Consider the following 16935-nt stretch of genomic DNA (forward strand, 5'->3'; position numbering starts at 1 on the left):
TCTCCCCGATCCTCACAGGCTTAACGGCGAGAGGATTAAGGAGAGGCTATCGCGACTGGAGTTCGGCGATCGCTGTCGGCGCTATTTCCAGATCGGCGTCTTGTCGCCCGGCAGGCCCAGGCGGTCCCAGATATCGTTGACCCGCTCGACCACGGCCTCGTCCATGCGGATTTCCTCGCCCCATTCGCGCTTGGTCTCGGGCTCCCACTTGTCGGTGGCGTCCAGGCCGATCTTGGACCCCAGCCCGCTTTCGGGGCTGGCGAAGTCCAGATAGTCGATGGGGGTGTTCTCGATGACCGTGATGTCGCGGGCCGGGTCCATCTTGGTCGAGACGGCCCACATGACATCCTTCCAGTCGCGGGCGTTGATATCGTCGTCCACGACGATGATCCACTTGGTGTACATGAACTGGCGCAGATAGCTCCAGCAGCCCATCATCACGCGCTTGGCGTGGCCCGGATAGGCCTTCTTCATCGACACCACGGCAATGCGGTAGCTGCACCCCTCGGGCGGCAGCCAGAAGTCCGTGATCTCGGGGAACTGCTGGCGGATCAGGGGGATGAAGACCTCGTTCAGGGCCTCGCCCAGAACGCTCGGCTCGTCCGGCGGACGGCCGGTGAAGGTGGTCAGATAGATCGGGTCTTTGCGCATGGTGATCGCCGTCACCTGGAAGACCGGGAACTTCTCGACCGAGTTGTAGTAGCCGGTGTGGTCGCCGTAGGGGCCTTCGTCCTCGAACTCGTCCAGCAGAACGTGGCCTTCCAGCACGATCTCGGCGTTGGCCGGCACCATCAGCGGCACGGTCTTGCACGGGACCAGCTCGGCCTTGGAGCCGCGCATCAGGCCCGCGAACTGATACTCCGACAGGGTCTCCGGCACCGGGGTCACGGCGGCCAGGATGGTGCCCGGATCGGCCCCCAGAACGACGGCGCAGGGCAGAGGCTCGCGCTTGCCCGCCTTCTTGTGCCGGGCATAGTGCTGGGCCCCGCCGCGGTGGGCCAGCCAGCGCATGATGGCCTTGTCCTTGCCCAGGACCTGCATCCGATAGATGCCCAGGTTGAAGTCGTCCTCGCGGTCGTCCGACGGCCCCTTGGTCACGACCAGACCCCAGGTGATGAGCGGCGCCGGCTCGCCGGGCCAGCAGCCCTGGATCGGCAGGCTGGTCAGGTCGATCTGATCGCCCTTCAGCACCACCTCCTGCACCGGGGCCCTCTTCACCGTCTTGGGCCGCATGGACATGACGGTCTGGGCGAGGGGCAGCATCTCCATGGCGTCCGAGAAGCCGCGCGGCGGCGTCGGATTGCGAAGGAAGGCCAGCAGTTCGCCGACCTCGCGCAGTTCGCCCGCCGTGGTGCGTTGCTTGCCCTCCAGCGTCACGCCCATGGCGACCCGCTTCACCGTGCCGAACAGGTTGGCCAGGCAGGGAATAGGGCTGATCGAGCCGTCCGGCATGACCGGCTTTTCAAACAGGACCGCCGGGCCGCCGTTCCTCAGCAGCCGGGTCTGGATCTCGGTCATCTCCAGATGGGTGGAGACGGGCTCCGACACGCGAACCAGTTCGCCATCGGCTTCTAGGGTCGCGATGAAATCGCGCAGGGACTTGTAGGCCATGCGCTGACGCTTAGGCGGACGCGAGCCGTCTGTCACGCCGTCCGAAGGTGCGATCGATCGCCACGACGATCAGGCCCACGATCAGGAAGAAGACCAGCAGGCCCGCGAAATAGACTGCGGTCCTGCCCAGCCCCAGTCGATCCACGTCCACGAACCAGTAGGGCCACCAGCCGCTCAGCTTGCCGTGAAGCAGGGTCCAGCCGCCATAGATCAGCACCACGACCAGCCACCGGGCCGGATCGACCCAGCGCAGCCGTCCCTTGGGCGTGAAGACCAGCCAGTCGACGGAGAAGGCGATCGGCATGACGTAATGCAGCAGGTTGTTGGCGACCAGCGACCAGCCCTGCGGGTTCCAGGTCGGGGCCAGCAGGAAGTGATAAACCACCCCGACCACGACGATATACATGGTCACGGCGGCCCGGACGCTCTCGCTGAGCGACCAGCGTCCCAGCCGGCTGTTCGGCGCCACGGCCGGCGCCGTCAGGGCCAGGGCCACCAGAATGTTCGACAGGATGGTGAAGTAGCTGAAGAAGTTGAGCGTCAGCTCGCCCGCGCCGGTCTGCGGATTGCCCTTCAGCATCAGCCCGTATTGCAGGCCCAGGGCGAACCAGCCGAGAGCGGCGAAGATCGCGCGGTAAAGGCGGGCCATCAGTAGCCCGGCACGTCTGACACCAGCGCCCACACCGGCAGGCGAAGGGCGCGGGTGGCGGCGTCGATGCCGGCGGAATCCAGATGTTCGCGCCCCGCTTCGATGCGGCGCAGGGCCTCGGGCGTCAGGTCGAGGGCGGCGGCCAGATCGTCCGGCGACACCCCCCTCTGGTCGCGCCAGCGCCGGATGCGGGCGCCGACGACGGCGTCCATCGGATCAATCCCCGGAAAGCCCAGAACCGAACCCATGGCGTCCTCCCGACGCGCGCGTCCTGCGACGCTGTCTATTCAGGCATCCTGATCCCATTGGAAGGCCGCGTCCAGCCAGTCACCCAGACGGCCATCGGGACGGGCCAGGGCGCTGATGCGGGCCATCTCGTCCGCCGACAGTTCGAAGTCGAAGATGTCGAAGCTCTCGCGGGCGCGTTCGACCTTTGTTGTGCGCGGAATGGCGATCACGCCCTGCTGGATGAACCAGCGCAGGGTGACCTGGCCGTTGGTCTTGCCGTGAGCCTTGGCGATCTCGCCGATCACGACGTCCTCGGCGATCTTTCCCTGGGCCAGCGGTGACCAGGCGGTGATGGACGAGCCCAGCTCGCGCGCCGTCTCGATCAGGGTCTTCTGCGACAGATAGGGATGATACTCGACCTGATTGGTCACCAGCGGCGCCTTCGACAGGGCCGCCGCCTCACGGAACAGGCTTGAGGGGAAGTTCGACAGGCCGATGTGACGGGTGAAGTCCTTCTCCCGCGCCTCGTTCAGAGCGTCGATCGTCTCCTTGAGCGAGGGCGTCGGCTTGGGCCAGTGCAGCAGCAGCAGGTCGGGCGTCAGGCCCAGGCTGATCGCAGACTCTTCGGCCTGGCGCAGCAGGGCGTCGCGATGGAAGTGCTCGACCCAGATCTTGGTGGTCACGAAGATCTCGTCGCGGGCCACGATGCCTTCCGCTACGGCGTCGGCGATGCCGTCGCCCACGGCCTTCTCGTTCTTGTAGATCCAGGCCGTGTCGATGTGGCGATAGCCGATGCGCAGGGCCTCCAGCACCATGCGCCGGGCGTCGTCGGCTTCCAGCTGCCAGGTGCCGAAACCGAGAAGCGGAATCTCCACGCCCGAGGCGATGACGGTCGGCTGATCGGAATAGGGCATGGGAGGCTCCGGCATTAAGGAGCGCTCGATATAGGCGCTCGATCAGGCCTCGCCATTGTCCAGCCAGTGGAAAATCTGATCCCACAAAGGCTCCATGCCCTTTCGGAAGGCGCCCTCGTGGCCGATACGCCGCGCGCCGAAGTCGGCGGGGGCGTGGACACTGATCTCGGACGGGGCCTTGGGGTAAACCGTCAGCAGGTCGCGCGCGGTGCTCGGCGTGGCGATGGGGTCGTCGGTGAAGATCCAGGATCGGATGGGCGCGGTCACCGCCTCGTAATGATGGGGCCGCAAGCTCGTTTCCAGCTCGCGCGAGAAGTATGCCCGCTTCAGGCACCAGCGCCGCCAGGTGGTGAAGACGCCGCGCGGCAGGTCGGTCCCGCCCCACAGGCCGCCGCCCTTGATATAGCCGTGCCGCATCAGGCTGAACGGGCCGAAGCCCAGCCAGAAGAAGAGCTCCAGCGGATTGTAGCTGCGGTGGTGCCCGCCCCACCATCCGGTGCCGACCGAGACGAAGGCGTGGCGGTCGATCCGGTCCTGATTGGCCATGAAGCCCAGGAAATGCCCGCCGACGCTGTGGCCGACATGGACGACGCGCAGGCCCGGCGCCGCCGCGATCAGGGCGTCCAGGGCGGCGGGCATGTCCAGCCGGCCCCAGTCGGGGTAGTCCATCGCCATCGCCTTCAGGTCATCGGGCCGCGACCCGGCGATGCCGCGAAAATCATAGGTCAGCACCGCCGCGCCCTGGCTCGCCAGATGCCGCGCGAACCGCTCATAGAAGCCCTTGGGAAAGCCCGTCCCCGACGACACCAGCACGGCGATGCGCGGCTCCGCCGCCGACACCAGTCGCATCGACAGCGGATAGCCGTCGGGGGCCGGGGCGTGAAAGTCGCGGGTCACGAGCTCGGTCATAGGGTCCGTCCTGTTTGGAAACGAACTCTAGGCGATTGACGTGGCGTCAGGTCAAGGCTTGGCGGGTTCGGACGCGGTGGTCGGGCCGAGGGCGAGGACGCCGTCGAAGGCGCCGTTGCCATAGGGCTGGATGACGACGCCCCGCGCGGCGGCGTCGTAGGTCTCCGGCAAGGGATTGGCGCCGCAGGCTTCGCCTCTGCAGTTCCAGGCGGTTCCGCCCTGCGGAACCGCATAGAGGCTGACGACCTCGGCGGACGGTAGATGCACCACCGCCGGGGTCAGGTTGAAGCTCTCGATCATCTTTTTCTGCGCATGAATGTTGCCGACCAGGACCAGCATCCGGCTGTCCGGCGCCTTGCGCGCGGCGGTCGCCAGTCGATGACCCATGTCCAACTCGGAGTAGGATTGGTTGAAGCCCTGAACGCGCGGGCTGTCGGGGGCGAAGGCGACGACCTTGAGGCTGGGCGTCTCGCGCTGCATCGCCCGCAGGCGCAGCAACAGGTCCAGAACGGCGACGCTGCCGCGCCCGTCATGATGGACGAAGGGGCCGTGCGGATAGGCGGCCAGGATGGCGCGCGCTGCCTGCTCGCTTTCGGCCGCCATGAAGGCGTCCATCATGGGCTGCATGCCTTCCGAGAATTCGAGCGCGACCGTCACCGGTCCCTTGTCCCGCGCGGCGCAGACCATGTCGGCGAAAGCGGCGGGGGTCTCGGCCGTGCCGTGCATCTCGCCGACGACGACGTAGCGGATCTCGTCCTTCCACAGGGCTTCGACGCCGGGAACGGGCGTGCAGGCGGCGGGCGCAGCGAGGGCGGCGGCGGCCAGAAGGGCGGCGATCATGGCGTTCTCCTCAATAGGCCAGGGCGTTGCCGTCCTTGCGCATCTCGGTGGCCGCGCCGTAGGTCCAGCGGCCCTGTGCGTTTATCTGCTTCATGACGTTCTGATAGCCGCCGAAGCCGCCGTCGGGCGGGCCGAGGTCCCAGCCCATGGCGGTCAGCTGCTGCCTGGTGGCTTCGGGCACGCCGGTTTCCAGGTGCAGCTTGCCGACGCCCTCGGCGGGCTGGCCGGTCGGCTCGGACGAGCCATAGTGCTGCCAGCGCGGGCTGTCCCCAGCCTGCTGCGGGTCGAGGCCATAGTCGACCATGTTGATGATGATCTGGGCCTGCCCCTGGGGCTGCATCCCGCCGCCCATGACGCCATAGGCCAGCCAGGGCTCCCCGTCCTTGCAGGCGAAGCCGGGAATGATGGTGTGGAAGGGTCGCTTGCCCGGCGCATAGACATTGGGATGGCCGTCGGTCAGGGCGAACAGCTCGCCCCGGTCCTGGAACATGAAGCCCAGGGTCCCGCCGTCGGGACCATCCGGCGTCAGGCCCGAACCCATGCCGCGATAGTTGGACTGGATCCAGCTGACCATCATCCCGTCCTTGTCGGCCACGCTGAAATAGGTGGTGTCGCCTTGGGTCGGGGCGTCGCCGGGGAAGACCCGATCCATGACGCGATCCGGGTTGATCAGCCTGGCGCGCTCGGCGGCGTAGGCCTTGGAGTTCAGCCAGGCGGTCGGGGCCTTGGCGAAGCGCTCGTCGGCGAAGTAGCGGGCGCGATCCTCGAAGGCCAACCGCTTGGCCTCGGCCTGGACGTGGATCGAGGCGGCGGACTGGAAGCCCATGGCCTTGAGGTCGAACTGCTCGCAGATGTTCAGGATCTGGTTGGTCGACAGGCCCTGGGTGTTCGGCCCCAGGCTATAGACCTCGACCCCGCGATAGGTGGTCATCAGCGGCTCGACCCATTCGGTGCGGTGGGCGGCCAGGTCGGCGCGGGTCATCCAGCCGCCGATCCGCTTGAAATAGCGCTCGATATGATCGGCGATGGCCCCGTCGTAGAAGGCGTCGCGACCGCCTTCGGCGATCATCCGATAGGTGCGGCCCAGGTCCGGGTTGGCGAAAATCTCGCCCGTCTTCGGCGTGCGGCCGTCGGGGCGGTACACCTTCTTGCGGTTGTCGTTCTCCTCGATCTGGGCGCTGGCGCGGTCGAAGCCGGCCATGTTGCGTTCCAGATACCAGGCGATGACCTCAGGCACGGGCACGCCCTGTTCGCACAGTTCGGCGACGGGAATCAGGACGTCCTTCCAAGGCAGCTTGCCGTAACGCTGGTGCGCGCTCCACCAGGCGTCGACCGTGCCGGGCACGTTGACGGTCACGGCGCCGTACTTGGGCAGATAGCCGTCCACGGCCTTCGAGCGGGCGGTCGCCAGCGACAACGCGAGAGGACTATTCCCCGAACCGTTGAAGCCGACGACCTTCTTCTGGCTCGGGTCCCACATCAGGCAGAAGGCGTCGCCGCCGATGCCGTTGGCGGTTGGCTCCAGGAAACCGAGGGCGGCGTTGATGGCGATGGCGGCGTCGATGGCCGAGCCGCCGCGTCGCAGGGTGTCCAGACCGATCAGGGTGGCGGCGGGATGGGCCGTCGCTGCCGCGCCGTTTGCGCCCCAGACGGTCGAGCGGCCGACGAATTTCGGCCCTGTCACCCGGTCGCCGATGCCGACGCCGGCGTAGGGATCTGCGGGGCGAGACGAGGCGGAGGCGGCGGCTGCGGTGGCGGGCGCCGGCGTCGTCTGGGCGGCGACCGAGCCAGCCCCGGCCAGAAGGGCGCCCGCAGGCAAACTGGACAGGAAGGTGCGGCGACGCATGGCGGATTCCCCCGAAAACTGACGGTCTGCATCAAGGACCGGCATTGTCTCGGGGGCAAGCGGGGATGGCGTTCAGGCCAAGAAAAAGGGCCGCTCCCGGAGGAGCGGCCCTGATTCATTGAGAGCGGAGCTAAGTCCTACTCGATGTCTTCGTTCAGCAGACCGACCTTGTAGAAGCCGTTTTCCTGAAGCTTGTTCATGACTTCCATGAACTGGTTGTACTTCACTTCCGGCTGGGCGCGGACGAAGACGCGCTCTTCGCGGCAGTCCGTCGTCACGTTCTGCGCGGCGCAGACGTCGGCCGGGAGGGTGGCGACCGAGGTTTCTTTCTCGGCGATGTAGATGCTGCCCGACTCCTGGATCGTGACGTACACGGGTTCCTTGGGCTTTTCATTGGTTTCGCTGGGAACCGCCGGCGGCAGGTCCAGCTTGATCGACACGGTGGCCAGCGGCGCGGCGACCATGAAGATGATCAGCAGCACCAGCATGATGTCGACGAACGGCGTGACGTTGATGTCAGCGTTCTGTTCGATCGTTTTGCCACCCTGGCCCGCGGGACCGGAAAGTTTAGAGCCCATACGCCGTCGTCTCCATCACAGCTCGCATTCTCCGGCGAGCAGCACTCAAAGGTATGGATCGTCTCTTGGCGTCCCGCGCCGGGCTTGTAAAGCCGTCTTGCGTGACGAATTCGCGTCAAAGGGCAATAAGATTGCCAAATCGGTCGTTTCGCAGGTGCGAGACGACCGGATCAAACCCCTTGCGACTCAGCCTCTTGTCCTCAGCCCCTGGCCAGCTTGAGGAAGCGGTCGGCCAGGGCCGGGTCGTCCTTGAAGGCGCCGGTGAAGCGGGTGGTGATGGTGGTGACGTGGCGGTGATGAACGCCGCGCGTGGTCATGCACTGGTGCGCCGCATCGACCAGGACGGCCACGCCGCGCGGCTGCAGGTGCGATTCGATGGCCTCGATGATGTCGTTGGTCAGGGTCTCCTGGTTCTGCAGGCGACGGGCGAAGATCTCGACCACGCGCGCCAGCTTGGAGATGCCCACGACCTTCTCGCCCGGCAGGTAGGCGACATAGGCCTTGCCGAGGAAGGGGGCCATGTGGTGCTCGCAGTGGCTCTCGATCTCGATGTCGCGCAGGATGACCATGTCGTCATAGCCGGTCACGTCCTCGAAGGTGCGCGACAACTCCTTGCCCGCATCGGCGTCGTAACCGTCGAACCATTCGCCATAGGCGTCGACCACCCGCTTGGGCGTGTCGATCAGGCCGGGGCGCGAGGGATCGTCGCCCGCCCAGGCGATCAGGGTGCGCACGGCCTCCAGCGCCTGTTCGCGGCTGGGGCGCACGACGGCGGTCTCTTCGGTGACGAGGACGGGCTTGGCGGGCGAAGTGCTCATGAACTGATCCAGCGGGGCGGGGAGACCGCCAAGGCTACCTTTTACCAATCAAGTATGACTGTGTATCAGGCCGCTATATGGGACACGTCGTCCGTCCCGCAAGAAAACTCGCAAAAGACTGTCACCCATGCCGTTGCACATCCACGACACCCTTCGCCGTGAAAAGCGCGCCTTCACGCCGCGCGATCCGAACCGGGTGACGCTCTATGTCTGCGGTCCGACGGTCTATGACTACGCCCATATCGGCAATGCGCGTCCGCCGGTGGTGTTCGACGTTCTGGTGCGACTGCTGCGCCGGACCTATGGCCCGGACAAGGTCATCTACGCCCGCAACGTCACCGACGTGGACGACAAGATCAACGCCAAGGCCGCCCGCGAAGGCGTGGCCATAGGCGAGATCACGGCGCGGTACGAGGCGGCCTACCTGGCCGACATGGGCCTGCTGAACGTCAGCCCGCCGGACATCGCCCCCCACGTCACCGACTACATCGAGGCGATCACGGCCCAGATCCAGGCCATCATCGACGCCGGCAACGCCTATGCCGCCGAGGGTCATGTCCTGTTCGATGTCTCGAGCTATCCGTCCTACGGCGCACTGTCGGGCCGCAACCTGGACGACATGATTGCCGGCGCCCGCGTCGAGGTTGCGCCTTATAAAAAGAACTCGCACGACTTCGTCCTGTGGAAGCCGTCCAAGGCGGACGAGCCGTCCTGGCCGAGCCCGTGGGGCGAAGGGCGTCCCGGCTGGCACATCGAGTGCTCGGCCATGATCGAGCAGACCCTCGGCCTGCCCATCGACATCCACGGCGGCGGCATCGACCTGGTCTTCCCGCACCACGAGAACGAGATCGCCCAGGGCGTCTGCGCCCATGGTCACGCCCACGGCGACCAGGCCCACGACGAATACGCCCGCTACTGGATGCACAACGGTTTCCTGACGGTGGACGCCGAGAAGATGTCCAAGTCGATCGGCAACGTCCTTCTGCTGCATGATCTGGTGAAGGCCATGCCGGGCGAGGTGGTGCGCTGGGCCTTGCTGAGCGCCCACTATCGTCAGCCGCTGGACTGGAACCAGACCCTGCTGGATCAGTCGCGCAAGAACCTGGACCGCCTCTACGGCGTCCTGCGCGACGCCGACGCCCGGCTGGGCGATTTCGATCTCTCCGTCCTGGAAGAGGCCGAGATGGAGCTGGCCGAGAACGCCCTCGACCCGGTGCTGGACGCGCTGGAGGACGACCTCAACACGCCGGGCGCCATCGCCCAGTTGTTCGGGCTGGGCAACGCCCTGCGCGACCTGCTGAACGATGCTGAGGCCGACATCAACGACGTGGCCATGGCGCGCTGGAGCCTGGTCGAGGCCGCCGGCCTGCTGGGCGTGCTGGCCCTGACGCCGGACGAATGGTTCGAGGGCGGCGATCCGGCCTTGAAGGCCGAGGTCGAAGGGCTGCTGGAGCAGCGCGCCGTCGCCCGCGCCGAAAAGAACTGGGGCGAGGCCGACCGTGTCCGCGATCGCCTGAATGAACTGAACGTCGTCGTCATGGACGGCCCGCAAGGCGCGACCTGGCGGGTGAAGGGGTAAGGGGAGGCGGACGACGCGCGGGCTCAATCGCGGACCGGTGAATTCCGCATCCGCCCCGCTATCGTTTCCAACCGGTTAACCGTATTCAGGGCATAGGGGCGGGCTAGTAGTCGGATCGTCCCATGCGCGCGCCCCTGAACACTCTTCACGTCGCTGTCCTGATGGGCGGCCTGTCGTCGGAACGCGAGGTTTCGCTGTCCTCGGGCCGAGGCTGCGCCGACGCCCTGGAAGGGCAGGTCGCCAAGGTCACGCGTGTCGACGCGGGTCGCGATCTGGCCCAGGTGCTGACGGCCCTGAAACCCGACGTCGTCTTCAACGCCCTGCATGGCGAATGGGGCGAGGACGGCTGCGTTCAGGGCATCCTTGAGACCCTGCGCATTCCCTATACCCACTCCGGCGTCCTCGCCTCGGCCCTGGCCATGGACAAGGATAAGTCCAAGGCCGTGCTGCGCGCGGCGGGCGTTGTCGTCCCCGGCGGCGGCCTGTTCGACCGCAAGGCGGTGGCGGCGGATCACGTCATTCAGCCCCCCTATGTCATCAAGCCGAACGCTGAGGGCTCCTCGGTCGGCGTCTATGTCATCCAGCCGGGCGACGCGCCCTGCGCCATCGTCGGCGACGACAGCTGGACCTATGGCGACCTGGTTATGGTCGAGCCCTTCATCGCGGGCAAGGAACTGGCCGTCACGGTCCTGGGCGAGGCCAGCGGCCCGCGCGCCCTGACCGTCACCGACATCACCCCGACCAAGGGTTTCTACGACTACGAGGCTAAATACGCTCCGGGCGGCTCCAAGCATGTCCTGCCCGCTGAGCTGCCGGCCCACGTCTTTGATAAGGCTTTACGTCAGTCGGAACTCGCTCATACGGCCATGGGCTGCCGCGGCGTGTCCCGGGCCGATTTTCGTTATGACGATGTTAACGACGTTCTCGTTCTTCTGGAGGTCAACACACAGCCCGGCATGACGCCGACCTCGCTCAGTCCCGAGCAGGCGGCCTATGTCGGGATGGCATATCGTGATCTGGTTCGGTGGATGGTGGAGGACGCCTCATGCCCGCGGTAGTGCGTGGCGGTCGGCGACAGGGTTCGACGAAGGGGAGGGGGCAGGGCTCCCGCAACGCTCCGGCCACGCCGGGCAAGGTCGCCGCCATCGGTCGGCTGGACCTGTCGCCGCGCGCCGTTCTGATCTCCATCGTGGCGGGCGTCGTGGTGCTGGGCGGGGTCCTGGCCACCGGGGCGCGCGCCGAGCGTATTTCCAACTCGGTCTCCAACCGCTTCGACAGCGTCACGTCCAGCATGGGCCTGAAGGTCAGGAACCTGCACGTCACCGGCGCCTCGCCCGAGGCCAGGGCGGCAATCCAGCAGGCCGTCGGCGTCAGCGCCGACCAGCCTATCGTCAGTCTGGATTTGAACGCCGTGCGCGACCGGGTGCAGGCCGTGGGCTGGGTTAAGGAGGCGCGCGTGGTGCGCCTGCTGCCCGACACACTGATCGTCGACGTCAAGGAACATGACCGTCTGGCCGTCTGGCAGACCGGCGGCCACGCCTACGTCATCGACAGCCGGGGCCAGGTCATCCAGGGCGCCGACGCGGGCCGCTATCCCAAGCTTCCGCTGGTCGTCGGCAAGGGCGCCGATCAGACCGCCGCCGAGATCCTTCCGCTGTTGGCCCAGCGCCCGCGCCTGATGGCGCGCATTGAGGCCCTGGTCAGGGTGGACGAACGCCGCTGGGATCTGCGCCTCAAGGACGGCGCCCTGATCCAGCTGCCTGCCGTGGATCAGGACAGCGCCCTGATCCGCCTCGACGCGCTGGACCAGCGCGAACGCCTTCTCGATCTGGGCTTCGCCCGGGTCGATCTCCGCACGCCCGAGGAGGTCGCCGTCCGGCCCTCCGAAGGCGCTGTCTGACACGACTATTCAGGATACGAGCATCATGGCCGGACGCAGCCGAGACACGAACACGGATCAAGCCAAGGGCGCCCCGCGGGCTCCGGCCGTGGCCGCGCTCGACCTGGGCCAGTCCAAGGTCGCCTGCTTCATCATGAAGCCCGAGGGCGTGCGCCACGCCGACCGCACCATCCGCGTCGCGGGCGCCAGCCACGTCCAGTCGCGCGGCGTGCGCGGCGGGGCCATCGTCAACATGGACGAGGCGGCCCAGGCCATCGGCCACGCGGTCGAGCGCGCCGAGCGCGCCGCCGGCTCGCCCGTTTCCGGCGTCATCGTCACCACGGCCATCGGCCAGATGGCCAGTCACCGGGTCCAGGCCCGCGTGTCTCTGGGCGCTCATCCGATCAGCGATGGCGATCTGGCCCGCGCCATCGGCATGGCCCTGGCCCAGATCCGTCTGCCCAACCGCCGCCCGATCCACGTCCTGCCCATCGCCTGGTCGGTGGACGGGGCGCGCGGCGTCCATGATCCGCGCTCGATGCGCGGGGGCTCGCTGGGGCTGGACCTGCTGGTCGTCTCCATGTCTGAAGGCTCCTTCGGCGCCCTCAGCCACTGCCTCGAACTGGCTCACCTTGACCTGCAAGGCGTGGCCGCCGCCCCGGTCGTCTCCTCGCTCGCCGCGCTGGAAGAGGACGAGATGGAGCTGGGCAGCGTCTGCATCGACATGGGCGGCGGCTCGACCTCGGCGGCCGTCTGGGGCGGGCGCTCCCTGCTGCATATCGAAAGCCTCAACGTCGGCGGTGATCACGTCACCGCCGACATCGCGCGCGGCCTGTCGACTTCCAAGGTCGGCGCCGAGCGCCTGAAGACCCTGCACGGCTCGGCCATGGCCAGCGCCAACGAGGACCGCGAGATGCTGGAGGCCCCGCCGCGCGGCGAGGACCCGTCCGCCGGCCCCGTCATCGTCCCGCGCGCCATGCTCAAGACCGTCATCGCCCCGCGCGTCGAGGAAACCCTCGAACTGCTGCGCGACCGGCTCAAGCACGCCGGGGTCGGCATGGACCCGGGCGCGGGCATCGTCCTGACCGGCGGGGCCAGCCAGTTGAACGGCGTGCGTGAACTGGCGGTGCGCGTCTTCGACCGCCCCGTCCGCCTGGGCAAGCCGCAACGCGCGCCCCACCTGGCCGACGCCGCCTCCGGCCCGGCCTTCTGCTCGGCCTCGGGCGTCCTGCTGCGCGCCGCCTACGGCCCGCGCGAGGCCGTCTCGGCCCGCAAGCTGATGTCCCGTCAGATCACCGCCGCCGACGCCCCCAAGGTGCACCGCGGCGGCATGGTGGCCCGCGCCGCCGGCTGGCTGCGCGACAACCTGTAGGGCCTGAGTGGCTTGCAACAGCTCGGGGTTGCGGCTTTTCCGCGCAAATCGGCCGGTTGCAGTCCGCGTTGATCGCGTGAGCGACGATTAAATTGCGTCGCTCAAGGTGACCGACGGCCAGAATCCGAAAAATTTTTCCACCTAGGGCGCGTTCATTGCAAATGTTCACGCTCATCGAACGTTTTTCGGCGGTCTGTGACCTTAGTGTGTTCTGATTGTAACAGTTCTGGCGCGCAATCGCCTGATTTGGGTCGCAATCATTGTTCGCCGGGCGATTTCGATTAAACGGAGCAGTTAGGCACGTGGTCGTTCGGCGATCGCGGTGTTGTGTCATTTTCCATTTGGGGGTCCCGACTAATGCATCTGAAGCGCAATTTCCTGTTTGGGACGACTGTCCTTGCGGGTCTGATGGCGGCGTCGGCTCCGGCGTTCGCTCAATCGGCCCAGCCGGCGCAGTCGGAACAGGCTACGACGGTTGAGGAAATCGTCGTCACCGGTTCGCGTATCCGTCGCGACCCGACGACCGCTCCGACCCCGCTGATCCAGGTCAGCCGCGAGACCCTGCTGACCACGGGTCAGAACACGGTCATCGACTATCTGGCCACCATTCCGGCCCTGATGAACTCGCAGGTTCCGTCCGACACCACGGCGGGCGTCCTGAACGCCGGCGGCCTGTCGCTGCCGAACCTTCGCTCGCTGGGCTCGGGCCGCACCTTGACCCTGGTTGACGGTCGTCGCCACGTGGGTTCGCCGCAGGGCACTCTGGCTGTCGACGTCGACACCATCCCGCGCCTGCTTATCGAAAGCGTGGAAATCGTCACGGGCGGCGCCTCGTCGGTTTACGGCGCCGACGCCGTTTCCGGCGTGCTGAACTTCAAGCTGCGCAAGGACTTTGAAGGTCTGGAACTCGACGCGCGTTGGGCTCAGCTCAACGACGGCGGTCAGGATTCGGAACGCGTTTCGGTTCTGGCGGGCAAGAATTTCTTTGACGATCGTCTGAATGTCTACGGCTTCGCCGAATATGAGCGCCTGGACGAAGTCCTGGCCTCGGACATCGATTGGCTGGGAGAAGCCTGGGGCCTGGTCACGCGCGACACCGACACGGCTGCGCAGCCCTATGACGGCATCATGGATACGCAACTGTATCGTGACCGTCGCAGCCTGCAGATCATGAAGTGGGGTCAGGTTACCCTGGCTAACAACTACCAGCCCAGCGCCCTGAACAACCCGAACGTCATTCCGACCGGTCAGTGCACCACCACCTCGATCACCTCTGCTTCGTGCTTTGGCGTTGCTCCGGGCAAGACCTACGTCTTCAACGGCACCAGCGCGCGCTTGGCCGACTTCGGTAACTGGGTTCAGGTGAACGGCGTCAACCGCGTGACGAATGTCGGCGGCGACGGCGAGAACCCCAACACGACCTTCAACGTCGATTCCACCCTGCCGCAATCCGAGAACGCTCGCTTCCAGGTCGGTGCGAACTTCAAGATCACGCCCAACATCAACCTGTATGCTGAGGCCAAGTACGTCGACGAGACGACGAACCTGGCCACGGGTAACTCGTTCGGCGACATCTATATTTCGGACACGCTGAACGCCAACAACTCGATGCAGATCCTCAGCACGTCGGCCTATACGACGCGCACGGACAACGCCTTCCTGCCGGCTGAACTGGCCGCCGCCATCCGCAACAACCGCGCGACCACCTACGGCGCCGCCAGCGCGACGGCTCCTGGTGCGGTCACCGGCGATACGGCTGCTCCGTTCGCTCGTTACTCCGCCTGGCTGCTGGACCGCCCGCAGACCAACGAGAAGCAACTGCAGCGCTACGTTCTGGGTCTGAACGGCAACGCCGGCGATGTCAGCTTCGTCAAGAACCTGGACTGGGACATCGGCTACACCTACGGCCGTATGGACAACCTGAACGTCGAGCGCGGTCTGGACATCGAGCGTTTCTCGTACGCCATGGACGCCGTGCGCGACACGGCGGGCGTGCTCGGCCAGGCCGGCGCCATCGTCTGCCGCGTGCAGCTGCTGACTGCAAACGGTGGCACTGTGACCAACCGCAACCCGAACGTCGGCGGCACCCTGAACGCCAACTCGGACGTGGTGAAGAACTGTAAGCCGCTGAACGTCTTCGGCGCCGGCAACCAGAGCGCTGAAGGCCTTAACTACGTCCGCGCTCAACTGCAGATCGAGCAGGTCAACGAGCAGCACGACGCCGTGGCTTCGGTCTCGGGTCAGCTGTGGGACTTCTGGGGCGCCGGCCGTATCGGTCTGGCCCTGGGCGCCGAGTACCGCAAGGAGTACACGGAAGGACTGGGCCGTAGCCGCTCGTTGGGCACCACCTACGCCCAGCTGAACGGCGGCGCCGACTTCATGCCGGCCGAGTATGAGACGAAGGAAGCCTTCGCGGAGCTCTCGATCCCGCTGATGCGCGACTCCTTCCTGGGCGACTATGCTGAACTGAGCGCCAGCTATCGCTACAGCGACTTCTCGACCTTCGGCGAAAGCGACGTCTATGGCGTGAACCTGGTCTACCGTCCGATCCCGGACATCGCCTTCAAGACCAGCTTCAACACCTCGGTTCGTGCGCCGACCCTGTCGGAAACGAACTCGCCGTTCACGCAGACCTTCCTGAACTTCAACGATCCCTGCGCCACCCTGGCTATCCAGAACATGGCGGACCGTGAGAAGGCGGCCAACCGCGTCGTCAACTGCGCGGCCCTGGCGCAGCAGTTCGGCCTGACGTTCAACTTCACGGACCCGACGGCGGCCAACGCCTATCGTCCGGACTATGGTTCGAGCGTCGCGGGCAAGAACGGCGGCAACCCGTTCCTGAAGCCGGAAGAGTCGGAGTCCTTCACCTTCTCGACGGTTCTGAAGCCGCGCTTCATCCCGAACTTCTCGCTGGTGCTCGACTACTACGAGATCCAGATCGACAATGTGATCGCTGCTGTGACCGCCCAGGTCGCCGCCGAAAACTGCGTCAGCGGCCCGGGCCTGAACGCCAGCGCCTGCGCCACCCTGACCCGCACCGGCGTCAACGATCCGAACACGCCGCGCGACGACCGCTTCCTGCTGATCGACTTCATCCAGAGCTCGATCAACTACGCCAAGCGTAACGTTCGTGGTCTGGACTTCACGACGAACTACACGTTCGACACGGAAGAAATGATCGGTCGCAACTGGGGTCGTTTCACCCACAGCCTGAACGGTTCGTGGCTGATCGAGCAGAAGAACTTCAACAACATCGAGAACCCGTACGACTACACGGAACTCTCGAGCAACCTGTTCTATCCGCGCGTTCGCTTCTCGTCGACCCTGACCTGGCAGACGCCGATCGAGCCCCTGCGCATCAGCTGGGTGGCCGACTGGCAAACCGCCCAGGACATCGTGCGTGAACGTGACTTCGTGCAGAACGCCGACCAGCGTGAGACGAAGTACATGGACAGCGAGAACTTCCTGCGGAACGACTTCTCGGTCCGTTACCAACTGCGCGAAGACCTGACCGTGACGGGTACGGTCCAGAACGCCTTCGACGCCGAACAGGCGCGTTGGCTGGGCGCGACCCTGTACTCGAACTTCGACCCCTATGGTCGTCGCTACTCGATCAGCCTGAACTACCGTCCCTGGTAAGTTCGGTCTGAACTGAAACGGAAGGGCGGCTCGAAAGAGCCGCCCTTTTTGTTTGCGGGTTGAACGCCGTCGC

The 16935-nt window shown here is 66.2% G+C and carries 14 protein-coding genes; 5 read left to right on the forward strand and 9 right to left on the reverse strand.

Annotated features, from left to right (window positions below):
* Positions 1 to 81: 81 nt before the first annotated feature.
* The 9 genes from ACFYLW_RS03315 to folE form a co-directional block, all read right to left on the reverse strand.
* Complete coding sequence (locus ACFYLW_RS03315; RefSeq protein WP_390182817.1) at positions 82 to 1611, reverse strand: UbiD family decarboxylase; 1530 nt, start codon at positions 1609 to 1611, stop codon at positions 82 to 84.
* Between the two features lie 10 nt (positions 1612 to 1621).
* On the reverse strand, positions 1622 to 2260 hold the full coding sequence (locus ACFYLW_RS03320; protein ID WP_390182819.1) for a Pr6Pr family membrane protein: 639 nt from the start codon (positions 2258 to 2260) through the stop codon (positions 1622 to 1624).
* Entirely contained in the window at positions 2260 to 2508 is a 249-nt protein-coding gene (locus ACFYLW_RS03325) for a helix-turn-helix domain-containing protein (RefSeq protein ID WP_390182820.1), read from the reverse strand. The genes ACFYLW_RS03320 and ACFYLW_RS03325 overlap by 1 nt, the downstream gene beginning before the upstream one ends.
* Positions 2509 to 2547: 39 nt before the next feature.
* Complete coding sequence (locus tag ACFYLW_RS03330) at positions 2548 to 3402, reverse strand: aldo/keto reductase (RefSeq protein ID WP_390182821.1); 855 nt, start codon at positions 3400 to 3402, stop codon at positions 2548 to 2550.
* A 42-nt stretch (positions 3403 to 3444) separates the two neighbouring features.
* A complete protein-coding gene (locus tag ACFYLW_RS03335; protein WP_390182822.1) occupies positions 3445 to 4311 on the reverse strand; it encodes an alpha/beta fold hydrolase in 867 nt (288 codons plus the stop codon).
* A 51-nt stretch (positions 4312 to 4362) separates the two neighbouring features.
* Complete coding sequence (locus ACFYLW_RS03340) at positions 4363 to 5151, reverse strand: hypothetical protein (RefSeq protein ID WP_390182823.1); 789 nt, start codon at positions 5149 to 5151, stop codon at positions 4363 to 4365.
* A 10-nt stretch (positions 5152 to 5161) separates the two neighbouring features.
* A complete protein-coding gene (locus tag ACFYLW_RS03345) occupies positions 5162 to 6997 on the reverse strand; it encodes a gamma-glutamyltransferase family protein (RefSeq protein WP_390182824.1) in 1836 nt (611 codons plus the stop codon).
* Between the two features lie 137 nt (positions 6998 to 7134).
* Entirely contained in the window at positions 7135 to 7575 is a 441-nt protein-coding gene (locus ACFYLW_RS03350; protein WP_292083928.1) for a biopolymer transporter ExbD, read from the reverse strand.
* A gap of 200 nt (positions 7576 to 7775) precedes the next feature.
* Entirely contained in the window at positions 7776 to 8393 is a 618-nt protein-coding gene (folE, locus tag ACFYLW_RS03355; RefSeq protein WP_313472044.1) for a GTP cyclohydrolase I FolE, read from the reverse strand.
* A gap of 127 nt (positions 8394 to 8520) precedes the next feature.
* Here folE and cysS point away from each other — a divergent pair, with 127 nt between their 5' ends.
* The 5 genes from cysS to ACFYLW_RS03380 all read left to right on the forward strand — a co-directional run bounded on the left by cysS (position 8521) and on the right by ACFYLW_RS03380 (position 16862).
* On the forward strand, positions 8521 to 9972 hold the full coding sequence (cysS, locus tag ACFYLW_RS03360) for a cysteine--tRNA ligase (protein ID WP_390182825.1): 1452 nt from the start codon (positions 8521 to 8523) through the stop codon (positions 9970 to 9972).
* A 122-nt stretch (positions 9973 to 10094) separates the two neighbouring features.
* Positions 10095 to 11030, forward strand: a complete 936-nt coding sequence (locus ACFYLW_RS03365) for a D-alanine--D-alanine ligase (protein WP_390182827.1) — start codon at positions 10095 to 10097, stop codon at positions 11028 to 11030.
* Complete coding sequence (locus tag ACFYLW_RS03370) at positions 11018 to 11872, forward strand: cell division protein FtsQ/DivIB (protein ID WP_390182828.1); 855 nt, start codon at positions 11018 to 11020, stop codon at positions 11870 to 11872. Before ACFYLW_RS03365 ends, ACFYLW_RS03370 begins: the two co-directional genes overlap by 13 nt.
* A 25-nt stretch (positions 11873 to 11897) precedes the next feature.
* Complete coding sequence (gene ftsA / locus ACFYLW_RS03375) at positions 11898 to 13223, forward strand: cell division protein FtsA (protein ID WP_105563928.1); 1326 nt, start codon at positions 11898 to 11900, stop codon at positions 13221 to 13223.
* Between the two features lie 408 nt (positions 13224 to 13631).
* A complete protein-coding gene (locus tag ACFYLW_RS03380; RefSeq protein ID WP_292083922.1) occupies positions 13632 to 16862 on the forward strand; it encodes a TonB-dependent receptor domain-containing protein in 3231 nt (1076 codons plus the stop codon).
* Positions 16863 to 16935: the final 73 nt, after the last annotated feature.

The sequence above is a fragment of the Brevundimonas sp. NPDC007368 genome, assembly GCF_042869015.1.
GTDB lineage: Bacteria > Pseudomonadota > Alphaproteobacteria > Caulobacterales > Caulobacteraceae > Brevundimonas.

Coding starts and splice junctions, on each gene's coding strand:
- ACFYLW_RS03340 (WP_390182823.1), bottom strand. CDS start 5,151: ATGATCGCCGCCCTTCTGGCCGCCGCCGCCCTCGCTGCGCCCGCCGCC.
- ACFYLW_RS03330 (WP_390182821.1), bottom strand. CDS start 3,402: ATGCCCTATTCCGATCAGCCGACCGTCATCGCCTCGGGCGTGGAGATT.
- cysS (WP_390182825.1), top strand. CDS start 8,521: ATGCCGTTGCACATCCACGACACCCTTCGCCGTGAAAAGCGCGCCTTC.
- ACFYLW_RS03315 (WP_390182817.1), bottom strand. CDS start 1,611: ATGGCCTACAAGTCCCTGCGCGATTTCATCGCGACCCTAGAAGCCGAT.
- ACFYLW_RS03365 (WP_390182827.1), top strand. CDS start 10,095: ATGCGCGCGCCCCTGAACACTCTTCACGTCGCTGTCCTGATGGGCGGC.
- ACFYLW_RS03370 (WP_390182828.1), top strand. CDS start 11,018: ATGCCCGCGGTAGTGCGTGGCGGTCGGCGACAGGGTTCGACGAAGGGG.
- ACFYLW_RS03345 (WP_390182824.1), bottom strand. CDS start 6,997: ATGCGTCGCCGCACCTTCCTGTCCAGTTTGCCTGCGGGCGCCCTTCTG.
- ACFYLW_RS03320 (WP_390182819.1), bottom strand. CDS start 2,260: ATGGCCCGCCTTTACCGCGCGATCTTCGCCGCTCTCGGCTGGTTCGCC.
- ACFYLW_RS03350 (WP_292083928.1), bottom strand. CDS start 7,575: ATGGGCTCTAAACTTTCCGGTCCCGCGGGCCAGGGTGGCAAAACGATC.
- ACFYLW_RS03335 (WP_390182822.1), bottom strand. CDS start 4,311: ATGACCGAGCTCGTGACCCGCGACTTTCACGCCCCGGCCCCCGACGGC.
- folE (WP_313472044.1), bottom strand. CDS start 8,393: ATGAGCACTTCGCCCGCCAAGCCCGTCCTCGTCACCGAAGAGACCGCC.
- ACFYLW_RS03325 (WP_390182820.1), bottom strand. CDS start 2,508: ATGGGTTCGGTTCTGGGCTTTCCGGGGATTGATCCGATGGACGCCGTC.
- ftsA (WP_105563928.1), top strand. CDS start 11,898: ATGGCCGGACGCAGCCGAGACACGAACACGGATCAAGCCAAGGGCGCC.
- ACFYLW_RS03380 (WP_292083922.1), top strand. CDS start 13,632: ATGGCGGCGTCGGCTCCGGCGTTCGCTCAATCGGCCCAGCCGGCGCAG.